Genomic DNA, 15,004 nt, shown 5'->3' on the forward strand with positions numbered 1-15,004 from the left:
TCATCCCGCTATAGGAGCTTTGCGCATGTCTCGTCGGCTTCCTCCGTTGTATGCCCTGCGCGCATTTGAAGCGGCGGCGCGGCACAGCTCCTTTACCCGTGCCGCGGAAGAACTGTCGATTACCCAAAGTGCGGTCAGTCGGCATATTCGTACGCTCGAAGAGCATTTCGCCTGTCGGCTGTTTCACCGCAGCGGGCGCAACCTGCAACTAACTGATTCGGCGCGGTTGATCCTGCCCGGCATCCGCGAGGGGTTTACGGCCCTGGAACGTGCCTGCAACACGCTGCGCGCCGAAGACGACATCCTGCGCATGAAAGCCCCGTCGACCCTGACCATGCGCTGGTTGCTGGCGCGACTCAGCCGCTTTCGCCACTTGCAACCGGGCAACGAGGTGCAACTGACCAGTGCCTGGATGGACATCGACACCGTGGACTTCAACCACGAACCGTTTGATTGCGCGGTGATCCTCAGCAACGGAAATTTCCCACCGGACTGGGAGACGACCTTGTTGTTTCCGGAAGAGTTGATTCCGGTGGGCGCCCCCAACCTGCTGGACGACCAGCCCTGGGATGTTGCGCGACTCGCAAGCACTGAGCTGCTGCACCCGGCACCGGATCGCCGCGACTGGCGCAGTTGGCTGGAACGCATGGGGTTGGCTGATCAGATATCGCTCAAGGGCGGGCAGGTCTTCGACACGCTGGAGCTGGGGATGATCGCGGCCGCCCGAGGTTACGGCGTGTCGATGGGGGATTTGCTGATGGTGGCGGAAGACGTGGCGCAGGGTCGTCTGAGTTTGCCGTGGCCGACTGCCGTCGCCAGCGGTGAGAAATATTACCTGGTCTGGCCGAAAACCCGTCCCGGCGGTGAGCGCATGCGCCGGCTCAGCGATTTCCTGCAAGGGGAAGTCCGGGCCATGGAACTGCCGGATGTTGAACGTCTGAGCTGAAACGATATAGTGGCCATGCGCTATAACCGGGTTAATAACTCAAGTATTCAGGTTTGCCGCCGAAAATCTGCAGGTGGAACCTTCGTGCAGGTTTCATGTGAGTCCCATTATTCGAAATTTTGCTGAGCGTCGAGCCGGATCAAGGAGGATCCGGTCGCTCGGCCAGGAGCTGTCATGTCTCAACCCCGTGCCCGGATCGCCTCACAGCTTGGTCTTGCGCTTGCCGTGATACTGGCGATTGTCATCAGCGGCAGCACAGTGTTCGCCTTGCGCTCGCTGGACACCGCCAACCTCGCCACCCGCGAAGAGCATCTGGCGAGTGAGGCCAGGTTGCTGGCGGATCAGCTCAGTACATTCCACGGCACGCTGCGGGAAAGTACCCAGCGCCTCAGTGGTCTGTTCGAGAAGCGCTTCAGCGCGGGCATCAGCGTGCACCCGGACGAGCCGGTGACGGTGGCGGGCGTGCAGACCCCGGGCCTGCACTTGGGCAGCGAAGTGTTGAACAACAACTTCAAGGAAGTCGACGAGTTCAAGCAGATGACCGCCGGCGTGGCCACGTTGTTTGTGCGCAGCGGCGAAGACTTTGTGCGTGTCAGCACGTCCCTGAGTAAACAGGACGGCAGCCGCGCCATCGGCACCATGCTCGATCACGCCCACCCGGCCTATGCGCGCTTGATCGCGGGGCAGAGCTACGTCGGGCGCGCGTTGCTGTTCGAACGTTCCTACATGACCCAGTACACCCCCGTACGCGATAGCAGCGGCAAGGTGATTGCCGTGCTGTTCGTAGGATTCGATTACACCGACGCGCAGAACGCGCAGTTCGAGAACTTGAAACGCTTCCGCATCGGCAAGACCGGTTCTTTGGCGTTGCTGGATGAGCAAAGCAAATGGCTGGTGCCGATTGCTGGCGTACAAGCGCTGGACAAGGCAGTCCCGACCATTGCTGCGTTGGCGAAGAAGCCGGGTAAAGGCGAGTTCTGGAGCGACACCTCGGAAGACTTCTACAGCCTGGCCGTACCCTTCGAAGGCGGGCCGTGGTCGGTGGTCGCGAGCATGCCGAAAGCGGAAATCAGCGCAGTGACCTGGAGCGTCGGCATTCAACTGGCCATCGGCAGTCTGCTGGCGATGTTGATCGCAGTGGGTTCGGCGGTCTGGTTGCTGCGTAGCAAACTGGCGCCGTTGGGCGATCTGGTGCGTCAGGCCGAAGCCTTGGGCGCCGGTGATTTGAGCGTGCGCCTGAACGTGTCGAGCAATGATGAAATCGGTCAGTTGGCCCGGGCTTTCAACCAGATGAGCCAGGCCCTGTCGACCATGGTCGAGCACATTCGCAAGGCTTCTGCCGAGGTCAACAGCCGTGCCCAAGCCTTATCCGGTCTGTCCGGCGGTGCTTATGAAGGGATGGAGCAGCAGTCCGGCGAAATCACCAGCATGGCCGGCGCCGTAGAAGAATTCAGCGCCACCTCGCTGAACATTGCTGACAACATGAGCAATACCCAGCGCATGGCGCAGGAAAACGCACAGCAAACTCAGATCGGTCGTACATCGATGCAGGAAGCGTCCTCCTCGCTGGAGCAGATCGCCGGCGCGTTGAACAGCACCGCGACCGTGATCAACACCCTCGGCCAGCGCTCCCAGGAAATCGGCGGCATTGTCGGGGTGATTACCGCGATTGCCGATCAGACCAACTTGCTGGCGCTGAACGCCGCCATCGAAGCCGCCCGTGCCGGCGAGCAGGGCCGCGGTTTTGCGGTGGTGGCCGATGAAGTGCGCAACCTCGCTTCGCGTACCCGTGAAGCGACGGATGAAATCTCCGGGATGATCCAGAGCATCCAGCAGGAAACCGGCAACGCCATCAGCACCATGGAGCAGGGCAACGTGCTGATGCAGGAAGGCTTGTCGCGCAATGCCAACGTTGCTTCGGCATTGGCGCGGATCGATGAGCAGAGTCGTTCGGCGGGCCAGCAATTTGCGGCGATCACCACCGCGACTCAGGAGCAGAGCAGCACGGCGACGTTGCTCAGCAGCAACCTGCAAAGCATTGCGCTGGCCAACAGCGAACAGCGTGAAGTTGTTTCCAATCTGGCCATCACCGCCAAAGAACTGGAATCGCTGGCGGCGGACCTGCGGCATGAGGTTGACCGGTTTCGTTGAGGCGCCGCTGAAATAGCCTTCGCGAGCAAGCCCGCTCCCACATGTGATCTCGGGTGTTCACAAAATCTGGGTTCACCGCCGAACTCATGTGGGAGCGGGCTTGCTCGCGAAGGGATCACCCTGATTTTCGTTTTAATCCCCTCCTTCGCATCAACCCACTCCTAGCCCCACAGCAGCAATTCTTGCGATATCTCCATTTTTAAGCTTGATGAATCGTTTCAGCAAGACTATAAAAATGACACAACTCCAAGAAAGGCTTCTCCCATGACTCCGCTCAAACTCCTCGTTGCCCTCAGCGCACTGTCCGCTGCCTCCCACGCCATGGCTTGGGATTACGTCCTGCTCGACACCGACAAAGCTGCTCAGAACTGGCAAATCACCAGCCAACAACTGGGCGTGAAGACCGACCAACCTTTCTCCGTGACCCTGCGCACCCTGCACGGCGGTCGGCAGGAGGGTGTCAGCATCGTCGACATCGATAACGGCAAGATGAAACTCTCGGTGGTGCCGACCCGTGGGATGAACGTCCTACAAGCGTCTGTAGGCAATGTGCGCATGGGTTGGGATTCGCCGGTCAAGGACGTGGTCAATCCGTCCTTCATCGAACTCAACGGTCGCGGTGGCCTGGGTTGGCTTGAAGGCTTCAACGAACTCGTCGCCCGCTGCGGTTACGAATGGGTCGGCCATCCGGGCATGGACAACGGCGAACTGCTGACACTCCACGGTCGCGCTGCCAACATCCCGGCCAGCAAAGTCACCCTGCACATCGACGAAAAACCACCGTACGCCATCAGCCTGCGCGGCGAGCTGAAAGAGCAAGCGTTTAAGAAAGTCGACTTCTCGGTGCAGACTGAATTGGTCACCGAACCCGGCAGCGTCGCGTTCGCCCTCAACGATATGCTGACCAACAACGGCGACTATCCGAAGGAATACCAAGCGCTGTACCACAGCAACTTCAGCACCCCGTTCCTGGAACAGGGCGCCCGTTTTGCTGCACCGGTGAAACAGGTTTCGCCGTTCAACGATAAAGCCAAGGGCGACTTGCCGGACTGGCAGACCTACCGCGCACCAACCAAGGATTACGACGAGACCGTTTACAACGTCGTGCCATATGGCGACGCCAAGGGCGATACGCTGACCGTGCTGCATAACAAGGCGGGCAGCCTCGGGGTTTCGGTCGGTTTCAACACCCAGCAATTGCCGGTGTTCTCGTTGTGGAAAAACACCGATACCCAAGGTCAGGGCTATGTCACCGGTCTGGAGCCAGGGACGAGTTTTTCCTACAACCGCCGGTATCAACGGCCACTCGGCTTGGTGCCGACGATTGGGGTGAAAGAGCAGAAGCAGTTCCAGATCCACTACAGCTTGTTGGCAGATAAAGGGGCTGTGGATAAGGCGTTGGCGCGGGTCAGTGAGATTCAGGGTGGGCGGGCGACTGAGGTTAGGCAGGCGCCGTTGGTGGATTTGACCAAGGAGTAAGCAGCCTTACGAAATGAGCAGTGGAAGTCTTTGTTCACTGCTCATCAGAAGGCTAAAAGGGAAGTCTCATTTCTGATGCTTGGGCCGCATCAAATAAACGCCGGATGAAATCGAAGTCGTTCCAGGTTTGGTTGGTATAAAACCGGTGTTCCTTATTTCCGATCTCATCTATGTAATAGATGACGTACTCCGCATATTTCTCATCGGCATTGAAGCTGTAACGCAATGAAAGAGAAAATTCCTTCTCCTTGAGTTTCACAAACGAGTTGTTGTCGTCGTAACTCCAGGAAAATTCACCCCGCTCGGTTCTCGCGGTGAGTGCTTTGATGAAATCGAAAAATCTAGGCGGTAGCATATTGGCGCCCTCTGGCTGGGTTAACCTTTTCTAGGTTTTCTTTGATGTTTTCATGCTGAGGCAGGGCGATATTGCAACGCCTCTGCCAGATGCTCGCGGGTGATCCCGTCGACCTGCTCGAGATCCGCCAAGGTACGGGCAACTTTCAGCAGTCGATGGGCTGCTCGCAATGACAGCGTCAGCCGTTCGCAGGCGGATTCGAGCCAGCTTTCATCGGCTGTGGATAACTTGCAGTGCCGACGCAGTCCTGGCAGATCAAGGAATGCGTTGGCGCAGCCTTGGCGTTTGTGTTGCCGCTCCCTTGCGTCGGCAACCAGTGCAGCGGCGGTGGTTGTGTCGTCGCCGGGTTTGGGCAAAGGATTCAACGCTGTGGCTTCCCGGGCGACGGTCAGGTGCAGGTCGATGCGATCGAGCAGCGGCCCGGAGAGTTTGTTGCGGTAACGCTGGACCATGTCCGGTGTACAACTGCATTTGCCGCTGGGTTCGCCAAGATATCCACAGGGGCACGGGTTCATCGCGGCGACCAGTTGGAAGCGTGCCGGGAAACGCACGCGGTCCTTGGCGCGGGATATCACAATGTGGCCGGATTCCATCGGCTCTCGCAAAACTTCCAGGACCTTTCGATCAAATTCCGGTAGTTCATCAAGGAACAGCACGCCGTGGTGGGCGAGGGTGATTTCTCCGGGTTGCGGTTTTGAGCCACCGCCCACCAATGCCGGACCGGATGCAGAGTGGTGGGGTTGGCGAAACGGTCGTTGTGGCCAGTGGCTCAGCGGCACGCAACTGGAGACCGATTGAATCGCCGCTACTTCCAGTGCCTCATTCTCGGCCAGCGGTGGCAAGAGCCCGGGCAATCGGCTCGCCAGCAGGGTTTTCCCTGTCCCCGGTGGTCCGCTGAACAACAAATTGTGTGCGCCTGCTGCCGCAATCAGCAGCGCACGCTTAGCTGACATTTGGCCCTGCACCTCATTCAAATCGGGATAAGGCATGCTGGCGTACAGCAAGCCATTGGATACGTAAGGCTCGATAGGTGTGTGTCCGTTGAAGTGCGCGACCGCCTGAAGCAAATGATCCACTGCAATCACCTTCAACCCTGACGCCAGGCACGCCTCCTCGGCATTCTCTCGCGGCACCACCAGTATCCGACCGGCCTTGCGTGCTGCCAGCGCTGCGGGGAGTACACCGCGAACGGCCCGGACCGCGCCGGATAACGCCAGTTCGCCAAGGCATTCCACATCATCCAGGGTCAACGTCGGCACCTGCACGCTGGCGGACAAAATCCCCAATGCAATCGCCAGATCGAACCGCCCGCCGTCCTTCGGCAAATCCGCAGGCGCGAGATTCAACGTGATGCGCCGCGCCGGAAATTGCAGGCCGGAATTGATGATCGCGCTGCGTACCCGGTCCTTGCTTTCTTTCACCGCAGCCTCCGGCAAACCGACCATGGTCAGGGAGGGAAGACCGTTGGCCAGATGGACTTCGACGGTAACGGCGGGCGCATCTACACCAATCTGGGCGCGGCTATGGACGATGGAGAGGGACATGTTCGTTCCTTGAGCTTCACGGGAACCGCTTCCTGCGGTTTGTGAAGGGTAGCCGGGTCGTGCGGCGGCGCAGGTGCCAAACTTTCGCAGGATGTTGCGAGTGTCTTTCAGGTGGGGGAAAGCTTAAGGGCGTGGGGATTGCCGACGTAATCAGTCGCGGGATGAGGTTGTTGTAGGACGTTGCCTAGAGTGATGAAGGATGTCGGCGAAAGCTGAATCGGAGGCGAAAAAAAACCGCCTTGAGGAGGCGGTTTTTTGTTTGCAGGCTTCGGTCAGGCCGAGGCCTGCACTTCCTCAATGAACACACTCACGGTGGGAAGCCTATTCAAATTTGATCAGCCAGGCAAGCGTGGACTCTGCCCGGCGCAGCGGGGCTCAGGCTCTCACACCGGCAAGCAGGCCCGGAGGCTCAAGTTCTTTGCCGCGAGCTGTGCCTACTTCAAGAAAGCGCCGTTGATTCGCAGACACGTTACCGGCTAAACGGCGCGCCTCAGCATGAAATCCAGCGATGAGTACCAGTTTGGTTTTTCGATTGCCGGGTTTCATAGCGACCTCTTTTGGATCTGAAGTTTGTTTTTCAGGTCGGTCAGCTTAAGAGGTGAGTGCGGTAGTGATGCAATGAGAAATGGTGCTTCTTTTTGTAGGAAACGTCTGTGTTTTGAAGGCGTCTTGAAAGCCCTGGGTAGTCCTTTTCCTAAAATTTTGAAGGGATGCCAAAGAGTCACCCTGGCGCATTTGCGCAAGTGAGTTCAGGCTATACACTCAAGCTTAATGCATAACGTTAAGCTTTAAATTATGATCGTTAGCTTTAAGTGTTCTGAGACCGAGTACCTGTTTCGCAACGGTAAGACCCGTATGTGGTCAGCCCTTCTGAATGTCGTGGAACGAAAGCTGACGATGCTTGATGCTGCTGCCGTTCTGATGGACCTTCGATCACCGCCGGGCAATCGCTTGGAGGCGTTGGAGGGGAGTCGAAAAGGTCAGTACAGCATCCGAATCAACGCTCAATGGCGAATTTGCTTTGTATGGGGTCTTAGCGGGCCAGAGAATGTCGAAATCGTCGATTATCACTGAGGTGAGTAATGACTAAAAACGGTATGCGCCCGGTCCACCCCGGCGAGATCCTCAAAGAGGAATACCTTGAGCCACTGAGCCTTACAGCGGCGGCTTTGGCCAGGGCATTGAGCGTTTCGACACCGACGGTGAATGACATCGTGCTTCAGCGTCGAGGCGTCAGTGCTGATATGGCTCTCAGATTATCTATCTGCCTGGACACGACTCCCGAGTTCTGGCTGAACCTGCAATCGACTTACGATTTACGCAAAGCCGAAATTGAACGAGGAGCTGCGATTCGGGATCAGGTTGAGCGTCTTGCGCACTGCGCCTGATTCTCTGCTCTAGAACGAACCCCACGCTGCAAACGTGGGGTTTTTTGTGTCGTTCAGAATGCCTGGAGCATTCGCGATGCACGCTTCCACCAAGGCGCATTCACCGCACGCCTTGGCTGTTCACCCTCCAACAGCATATGCGGCACATCCTGTAACCGAATCCACGGCTGGTTATTCCAGTGCAGCAAGCTCAACGACATCTCTGGCCAGTTCAGCAGGCTCAATATCGGGCGTTCGGTCGAGGTCGGTTGCTGGGCGTCTCTGAGGGCTGGCACCACGTCGTGGGTCAGCCATTCGCGCAGGCCTCGGTATTCGGGGCAGTAGTGGTAGACCAATAGGGCGTAGACGCCGGATTCGCTGATGAGCAGGGTGTTTTCCACGCTGCCGTGGATGAGCATCTGCGCAGTTTGATGTTGGTCGGGGTCGAGTTTGCGGACGGCGCGCTCGTCGAGGAACAGGCGCAGGAGTCGGCCCAGGTCACGGGCGCTGAACCAGGGTTGGTTCTCGAGGAGGAGGGCGTGGAGGTAGAGTTTGTGGCGGGTGAAGATGTGTGGAATTAGATATGTGTCATCGCTATTCATTGATACAGCTCCTTTTGCTAAAGAGGCTGCCGTCAATCGTCGCCAAACAATTGGGTGGCAGCTGTACGCGGGTTGGCGAACCGGAGCAAAAGGAACCCGGCAGACCCGAAGGTCTCCCACGCACAGCCGCCATGATTCGATGTGGCGGAGGTGAACCCGCCGTCGATGGTCGTCGTACGCCTTAAGCTTCCAGGTCGCCAAACCCAGTGCTGAACATTCAGCAGAAGGTGAGCTTAGGAGCCTGGACTTCACGGCGCTATCGGACGGCGGTGGTGATCTTTGTAGGACGTTGCCGAGATGTTTGCAGGGCTGAGGATCAAAAGATCGCAGCCTTCGGCAGCTCCTACAGGAGGTGGTCTTTACAGTGTGGGAGGGCTGGGTGACCGAGGCGACTCATTCGCGGGCAAGCCTTGCTCCTACAGGGGATCGCATTTTTAGCAGGGTTACTCGGTCGGCGGATTGAGCTTTGCTTCCAGCTCCGCGACCTTCGCCTCAAGGCTTTCCAGCCGTGCCCGAGTGCGTGCGAGCACGACCATCTGGCTATCAAACTCTTCCCGGCTCACCAGATCCAGCTTGCTGAAGCCGCTTTGCAGCAAAGCCTTGAACTGGCTTTCGATTTCGCTTTTCGGCAGCGGGGTTTCGCCGCTGAAGAGGCGGGAGGCGGTGCCGCTCAGGGCGTCGAGGAAGTCTTTGGGCGCGAGCATGGGAAAGGTCCTGGAAACAATGGCGGGCAGTGTATCACGCAGTGTCTATAGTCAAATCCGCAGGCACGGATGCACGCTTTTCGCGCAGGCGGACGGACGGCCGCGCACTGTTGTTGTGCGTAATGTCATCGGCAGATGTGGGAAGTGGCTTGCAGCAGCGGCCAAAGGATTGAATTCAGTGGGTTTTGGCGAGATGGCAAGCTTTCTGCTTAGTCGCTAGTGACCCATGCACTGATGCAGTCGCTGTGACGAATGCAGTGCGCCACGCGGAACGGGGAAGTTTCGCACGGAGTGGTTAGCTGGCGTCGGACGGGCAGGTTAGGCCGACGATGCGTTACAAAGCCAGGCACTGCGCTTAGACTTGAGACGGGTTTGTTTTCCTGGGGCAAGTCCACCAATTCGGGAGAGAGTTTTCATGAAGCTAGTCACTGCCATCATCAAGCCGTTCAAACTGGACGATGTACGCGAGTCGTTGTCCGAGATCGGCGTGCAGGGCATTACCGTTACTGAGGTCAAAGGCTTCGGTCGGCAGAAGGGTCACACCGAGCTGTATCGCGGCGCGGAGTACGTGGTCGATTTTCTGCCCAAGGTGAAGATTGATGTCGCCATCGACGACAAGGATCTTGACCGGGTTATCGAGGCGATAACCAAGGCAGCCAACACCGGCAAGATCGGTGACGGCAAGATCTTCGTGGTCAATCTGGAACAGGCGATTCGCATCCGTACCGGCGAAACCGATACCGACGCAATCTAAGCCGCCACAAACCCAACGCCCCAGGAGAAAACAATATGACTCTGCGTAAATTCGCAGGGCTAGGAGCCCTGTTGTCCCTCGTAATGCCCAGCCTGGCTATGGCGGCAGACGAAGTGGCGGCCCCAGTCCTCAATTCCGGCGATACCGCCTGGATGCTGACCTCGACAGCCCTCGTGCTGTTCATGACCATTCCCGGCCTCGCGCTGTTCTACGGCGGCATGGTTCGCTCCAAAAACATTCTTTCCGTGATGATGCAGTGCTTCGCCATTACCGGTCTGATCAGCATCCTGTGGGTCATTTATGGCTACAGCATTGCGTTCGACACCACGGGCATGGAACAGGGCGTCATCAACTTCAACTCGTTCTTCGGCGGCATGGGCAAGGCGTTCCTCGCCGGCATCACGCCAGCCAGCCTGACCGGTCCGGCCGCGCTGTTTCCTGAAGCGGTGTTCGTGACCTTCCAGATGACCTTCGCCATCATCACCCCGGCGCTGATCGTCGGTGCCTTCGCCGAGCGCATGAAGTTCTCCGCGATGCTGGTGTTCATGGGCATCTGGTTCACCCTGGTTTACGCACCGATTGCGCACATGGTCTGGTCCGGTAACGGCGGCCTGTTGTGGGACTGGGGCGTGCTGGACTTCGCGGGCGGCACCGTGGTGCACATCAACGCCGGTGTGGCTGGCTTGATCTGCTGCCTGGTACTGGGCAAACGCAAAGGCTTCCCGACCACCCCGATGGCACCGCATAACCTCGGTTATACCCTGATGGGCGCGGCCATGCTGTGGGTCGGCTGGTTCGGCTTCAACGCCGGTTCCGCCGCTGCGGCCAACGGCACTGCCGGTATGGCGATGCTGGTCACCCAGATTGCAACCGCCGCCGCTGCACTGGGCTGGATGTTCGCCGAGTGGATCACTCACGGCAAACCAAGTGCACTGGGTATCGCGTCTGGTGTGGTCGCCGGTCTGGTGGCAATTACCCCGGCTGCTGGCACCGTGGGCCCGATGGGCGCGCTGGTTATCGGCCTGGCGGCTGGCGTGGTGTGCTTCTTCTGCGCCACCACCCTGAAACGCAAACTCGGTTATGACGATTCCCTGGACGCCTTCGGCGTACACGGTATCGGCGGTATCCTCGGCGCGATCCTGACCGGTGTGTTCGCAGCACCGTCCCTGGGTGGCTTCGGCACCGTCACCGACATCGCCGCACAAGTCTGGATTCAAACCAAAGGCGTGGGCTTCACGGTGATCTACACCGCGATCGTCACCTTCATCATCCTCAAGGTTCTGGACGCCGTCATGGGTCTGCGTGTGACCGAGGAAGAAGAAGCGGTTGGCCTCGATCTGGCACAACACAACGAACGCGGCTACAACTTGTAAGACGCGCAGAAAAAACTTGCCCGGCTCGCCGGGCATTTTTTTGTCCGGGTTTTGTCATTTAAGCGGTAGCTGAAAGGTTTTTTCCTACGGCTTTTGTCGTGTTTACGGCGAGCGTTTTTCTGAGGCGAAAAACTTACAGCAATGCAGGAATATTAGGGCCTTTGTTTTTTCCCAGAGCGCGCTAGAATGCGCCCCGAACGTGCGGAGAACTGTATGTGGCAACAGACTCTGATTACCCTGCGGGCAAGGCCCCGGGGCTTTCATCTGGTAACGGACGAGTTACTCGCTGGTCTGCCTGAACTCAAGGCGTGCCGGGTCGGTCTGTTGCATTTGTGGCTGCAGCATACCTCGGCGTCGTTGACCATCAACGAGAACGCCGATCCGGCGGTACGTCGCGACTTCGAACGATTTTTCAATCGTCTGATCCCACAAGGAACAGATGACTATGAGCATAACGACGAAGGCCTGGACGACCTCCCGGCGCACTTCAAGGCCAGCGTGCTTGGCTGTCAGCTCAGTTTGCCGATTTCGGCAGGCCGACTGGCGTTAGGGACCTGGCAAGGCGTTTATCTGGGCGAGCACCGTGATTTTGGCGGTGCCCGTAAAGTCCTCGCCACCGTGCACGGTGAAGGGGCATAAGTCGCTGGTTGCCAGCGGCTGTTGATTTTTTTCCGGCGGCCTTCGACAGATGGCGAAGCTGGGCTATAACTAATCTGCTTTTCGCAAGTCATGAGGTAGAACATGAGCGACGATGATCTGGAAAACGACGACCTCGAAGTAGGCGACGAAGACGAGGCCGAAGAGGGCCTGGAAGCAGCAGCGGAAGACGTTGCTGACGACGACGGCGGTGAAACGCCGGTTCCGACCGCTAAAGGCAAGGCCAAGGCTGCTGTGTCAGTCGATGAGCTGCCAAGCGTCGAAGCCAAAAACAAGGAGCGCGACGCCCTGGCCAAGGCCATGGAAGAGTTCCTGGCCAAAGGTGGCAAGGTGCAGGAAGTGGAGGCTAATGTGGTCGCCGATCCGCCCAAGAAGCCTGACAACAAGTACGGCAGCCGGCCTATCTAAGCGCCTGTTACTGGCTTGCTGAAAAAGCCCGCCGTCGCTGCGGGCTTTTTCATGGGCGTAATAAAAGTCGCCTGCACAACACAACCCCTGTGGGAGCGGGCTTGCTCGCGAAAGAGGTGTGTCAGTCGATATCAATGTTGACGGATACGGCCTCTTCGCGAGCAAGCCCGCTCCCACATTTGATTGTTGGCGTTCACAAAATCTGTGTTCGAAACAGGTCCCCCTGTAGGAGCGAGGCTTGCCCGCGAAGAGGCCACAACATTCAGCATATGTGGTGGCTGACACCCCGCTTTCGCGAGCAGGCTCACTCCCATAGGGTTTGTGTCAGGCCGAGGCCGCGTTCCAACGGGCTAAAAGCGCCGGCAGATCGGTCAGGCTGCGAATCTCCGCATCCGGCAGACGATCCGCTTCCCAGGCCTTGCCCGTCGGGTTGAACCAGATTGCGCGCAAGCCTGCCTGTTGGGCGCCAGCGATGTCATCGCCGGGATGATCGCCAATGTGCACCGCCGTCTCGGCCGTCGCACCGCCACGCTGCAAGGCCTCGTGAAACAGCCGCGCATCGGGTTTGGCGATGCCGATGTCTTCGGCGCACAGCGCAAACTTGAAGTAATCCGCCAGGCCCAAACGACGGACATCGGCGTTGCCATTGGTGACCACGCCGAGGGCGTAATGGTTGGCCAGGGTTTCCAGGGTCGGCTGCACTTCCGGGAAGATTTGCAATTGATGCCGGGCATGCAAAAACACTTCGAAGCTCTGATCCGCCAGGTCTGAAGCCTGGCCGTGGTCGTAACCGGCCTCTTCCAACGCATGGAACAGCACCCGCCGGCGCAGAGCACTGATGCGGTGCTTGAGGCCCGGTTCGTTGTTCAGCACCCGCTCACGAATGGCCCACAAATGCTCCACCGGCACCGCGCCCAGGTTCGGTGCATGCTCGGTAAGCCATTCACGCAAGGTCGCTTCGGCACTGACGATCACCGGGGCGGTGTCCCACAGGGTGTCGTCGAGGTCGAAGGTGATCAACTGGATTCTCATGACTCATCGCCTTTGATTCGTTTGGCCCGCGGATGGGCACTGTCGTAGACCGTTGCCAGGTGCTGGAAGTCCAGGTGGGTGTAGATCTGGGTGGTCTTGATGTCCGAGTGGCCGAGCAGTTCCTGCACTGCGCGCAGGTCTTGGGAAGATTCGAGCAAGTGGCTGGCGAAGGAGTGCCGCAGCATGTGCGGGTGCAGGTTTTGCCCCAGTTCGCGCTCACCGGCGGCTTTGACCCGCACCTGAATCGCCCGTGGGCCAAGGCGCCGGCCTTGCTGGCTGACAAACACTGCGTCGTCTGCCGGGTTGGTCATGGCGCGCATTGGCAGCCACAGCTCCAGGGCTTCGCGGGCCTTTTTGCCGACCGGCAGCAGACGCGTTTTGCTGCCCTTGCCGAGCACCTGGACCATGCCGTCAGCCAGGTCGAGTTGATCCAGATTCAGCCCGGTCAGCTCCGAAAGCCGCAAGCCCGAGGAATAAAACAGCTCCAAAATCGCCTGATCCCGGCGCGCCAGGAAGTCATCCTCGACCGCGCCTTCCAGCAGTTGCAGCGCGCGGTCGGTGTCGAGGGTTTTCGGCAAGCGACGTTCGCCTTTGGGCGGCGCGAGGCCGTTGGCCGGGTCGTGATCGCACAGGCCTTCGCGATTCAGGTAGTGATAGAGCCCACGCACCGCCGACAGCAGACGCGCCAGGCTGCGGGACGATTGACCTTGTGAATGCAGGCGCGCGATCAGGCTGCGCAGGCGCTGGATATCCAGCGCGGCCCAACTGCTGATGTTCTGTTTGACGCACCAGCCCAGCACTTTATCGAGGTCGCGGCGGTAGGCGTACAGCGTGTGCGGCGACACCTGCCGCTCACTGCGCAGGTGTTCGCAGTAAGCGTCCAGTTGCCGTTCCACGATCAGCGTACCGAGCGCAGGGAGTTATTGACCCGTGGCAGCACTCGGCCCATGACTTCGGCGATGTAGCTCAAGAACAGCGTGCCCACCGAACTCTTGTAGTGCTGCGGGTCGCGACTGGCGATGGCCAAAACACCGTGGATGCCTTGATGGCTGATGGCGACAACGGCGGTGGAGCCGATCTGTTTGCGTTGTTCTTCGCCGAACAGGAAGTCGAGTTCGTGCTCACGCAGGCTGCCACTGACGCTTTTGTCTTCCGAAAGCAGGCCGCCAATCGCCGTTTGCGCTTCGGCGTGAGTGGCCCAGCGACCCACCGGCATGGGGTTGTCGCCCAGCAGGATGAGGCTGACGAAAGGCACCTGGAAGTCCTGGCGCAGGCTGTCTTCGACGCTGATTACCACGTCTTCCAGGCTGGCGGCATCCATCAGCGCGAGAATCAGGCGGCGGGTCTTGTCGAACAGGCGATCGTTATCGCGAGCGACGTCCATCAAGTGCGACAAACGATGACGCAACTCGATGTTGCGGTCGCGCAGGATGGTCATCTGGCGTTCCACCAGCGACACGGTATCGCCGCGCTGGTGGGGGATGCGCAAGGCCGGGAGCAATTCTTCGTGCTCGACGAAGAAATCCGGATGAGCCTCCAGGTACGCGGCAATCGCCGCCGCCTCAAGGCTTTCGGAAGGGGATTCGTCGGGCTGTAGGGCGGGGACCTGGGGCTTATCTTTCATGGATTTGG

The 15,004-nt window shown here is 58.9% G+C and carries 17 protein-coding genes and 1 pseudogene; 10 read left to right on the forward strand and 8 right to left on the reverse strand.

Annotated features, from left to right (window positions below; all coding sequences use genetic code 11):
• Positions 1–25: 25 nt before the first annotated feature.
• The 4 genes and pseudogenes from NK667_RS28465 to NK667_RS28475 all read left to right on the forward strand — a co-directional run bounded on the left by NK667_RS28465 (position 26) and on the right by NK667_RS28475 (position 4,576).
• Entirely contained in the window at positions 26–946 is a 921-nt protein-coding gene (locus NK667_RS28465) for a LysR substrate-binding domain-containing protein (RefSeq protein WP_054617030.1), read from the forward strand.
• Positions 947–1,120: 174 nt separating this feature from the next.
• Positions 1,121–2,194, forward strand: a pseudogene (locus tag NK667_RS32955) (Cache 3/Cache 2 fusion domain-containing protein); the annotation flags it as partial.
• Positions 2,195–2,374: 180 nt separating this feature from the next.
• Positions 2,375–3,097, forward strand: a complete 723-nt coding sequence (locus tag NK667_RS32960; RefSeq protein WP_430624340.1) for a methyl-accepting chemotaxis protein — start codon at positions 2,375–2,377, stop codon at positions 3,095–3,097.
• Between the two features lie 264 nt (positions 3,098–3,361).
• On the forward strand, positions 3,362–4,576 hold the full coding sequence (locus tag NK667_RS28475) for an aldose 1-epimerase family protein (RefSeq protein ID WP_054617029.1): 1,215 nt from the start codon (positions 3,362–3,364) through the stop codon (positions 4,574–4,576).
• A 52-nt stretch (positions 4,577–4,628) separates the two neighbouring features.
• Here the strand turns inward: NK667_RS28475 and NK667_RS28480 are convergent, their stop codons facing one another.
• The 3 genes from NK667_RS28480 to NK667_RS28490 form a co-directional block, all read right to left on the reverse strand.
• Positions 4,629–4,931, reverse strand: coding sequence for a hypothetical protein (locus NK667_RS28480; protein ID WP_054048502.1), 303 nt, complete (start codon positions 4,929–4,931; stop codon positions 4,629–4,631).
• 50 nt (positions 4,932–4,981) lie between these two features.
• The gene (locus NK667_RS28485) at positions 4,982–6,475 is read right to left on the reverse strand and encodes a YifB family Mg chelatase-like AAA ATPase (RefSeq protein ID WP_054617028.1); all 1,494 of its coding nucleotides are present in this window, start codon (positions 6,473–6,475) and stop codon (positions 4,982–4,984) included.
• Positions 6,476–6,850: 375 nt separating this feature from the next.
• The gene (locus NK667_RS28490) at positions 6,851–7,021 is read right to left on the reverse strand and encodes a hypothetical protein (protein WP_177331480.1); all 171 of its coding nucleotides are present in this window, start codon (positions 7,019–7,021) and stop codon (positions 6,851–6,853) included.
• A 249-nt stretch (positions 7,022–7,270) separates the two neighbouring features.
• On the opposite strand from NK667_RS28490, the gene NK667_RS28495 reads away from it, so the two are divergent.
• Together NK667_RS28495 and NK667_RS28500 are read left to right on the forward strand one after the other, a co-directional pair.
• Positions 7,271–7,549 (forward strand): type II toxin-antitoxin system RelE/ParE family toxin, encoded by a 279-nt coding sequence (locus tag NK667_RS28495; protein ID WP_054617026.1) that lies wholly within the window; start codon positions 7,271–7,273, stop codon positions 7,547–7,549.
• Between the two features lie 8 nt (positions 7,550–7,557).
• On the forward strand, positions 7,558–7,863 hold the full coding sequence (locus tag NK667_RS28500) for a HigA family addiction module antitoxin (protein ID WP_054617025.1): 306 nt from the start codon (positions 7,558–7,560) through the stop codon (positions 7,861–7,863).
• A 53-nt stretch (positions 7,864–7,916) separates the two neighbouring features.
• On the opposite strand, the gene NK667_RS28505 is transcribed toward NK667_RS28500, so the two are convergent.
• Together NK667_RS28505 and NK667_RS28510 are read right to left on the reverse strand one after the other, a co-directional pair.
• Positions 7,917–8,444 (reverse strand): BRO-N domain-containing protein, encoded by a 528-nt coding sequence (locus NK667_RS28505; protein ID WP_054617024.1) that lies wholly within the window; start codon positions 8,442–8,444, stop codon positions 7,917–7,919.
• Positions 8,445–8,887: 443 nt separating this feature from the next.
• The gene (locus tag NK667_RS28510; RefSeq protein WP_054048512.1) at positions 8,888–9,148 is read right to left on the reverse strand and encodes an accessory factor UbiK family protein; all 261 of its coding nucleotides are present in this window, start codon (positions 9,146–9,148) and stop codon (positions 8,888–8,890) included.
• A gap of 415 nt (positions 9,149–9,563) precedes the next feature.
• Between NK667_RS28510 and glnK the strand changes: the two genes are divergently transcribed.
• The 4 genes from glnK (at position 9,564) to sutA (ending at position 12,340) form a co-directional block, all read left to right on the forward strand.
• Entirely contained in the window at positions 9,564–9,902 is a 339-nt protein-coding gene (gene glnK, locus NK667_RS28515; RefSeq protein ID WP_002555808.1) for a P-II family nitrogen regulator, read from the forward strand.
• Between the two features lie 35 nt (positions 9,903–9,937).
• The gene (locus NK667_RS28520) at positions 9,938–11,275 is read left to right on the forward strand and encodes an ammonium transporter (RefSeq protein WP_054048514.1); all 1,338 of its coding nucleotides are present in this window, start codon (positions 9,938–9,940) and stop codon (positions 11,273–11,275) included.
• Between the two features lie 213 nt (positions 11,276–11,488).
• Positions 11,489–11,914 carry a secondary thiamine-phosphate synthase enzyme YjbQ gene (locus tag NK667_RS28525; protein WP_054048516.1) on the forward strand — a complete coding sequence of 142 codons (426 nt, stop codon included), beginning with the start codon at positions 11,489–11,491 and terminating at the stop codon, positions 11,912–11,914.
• A gap of 102 nt (positions 11,915–12,016) precedes the next feature.
• Entirely contained in the window at positions 12,017–12,340 is a 324-nt protein-coding gene (sutA, locus tag NK667_RS28530) for a transcriptional regulator SutA (RefSeq protein ID WP_054617023.1), read from the forward strand.
• Positions 12,341–12,664: 324 nt separating this feature from the next.
• On the opposite strand, the gene NK667_RS28535 is transcribed toward sutA, so the two are convergent.
• The 3 genes from NK667_RS28535 to NK667_RS28545 are packed head-to-tail and all read right to left on the reverse strand — an operon-like array spanning position 12,665 to position 14,996.
• Positions 12,665–13,372 (reverse strand): HAD family hydrolase, encoded by a 708-nt coding sequence (locus NK667_RS28535; RefSeq protein WP_054617022.1) that lies wholly within the window; start codon positions 13,370–13,372, stop codon positions 12,665–12,667.
• Positions 13,369–14,268 carry a tyrosine recombinase XerC gene (gene xerC / locus NK667_RS28540; RefSeq protein WP_054048521.1) on the reverse strand — a complete coding sequence of 300 codons (900 nt, stop codon included), beginning with the start codon at positions 14,266–14,268 and terminating at the stop codon, positions 13,369–13,371. The genes NK667_RS28535 and xerC overlap by 4 nt, the downstream gene beginning before the upstream one ends.
• A 2-nt stretch (positions 14,269–14,270) precedes the next feature.
• Positions 14,271–14,996, reverse strand: coding sequence for a DUF484 family protein (locus NK667_RS28545; RefSeq protein ID WP_054048523.1), 726 nt, complete (start codon positions 14,994–14,996; stop codon positions 14,271–14,273).
• Positions 14,997–15,004 lie beyond the last annotated feature (8 nt).

It is taken from the genome of Pseudomonas nunensis (assembly GCF_024296925.1).
GTDB lineage: Bacteria > Pseudomonadota > Gammaproteobacteria > Pseudomonadales > Pseudomonadaceae > Aquipseudomonas > Aquipseudomonas nunensis.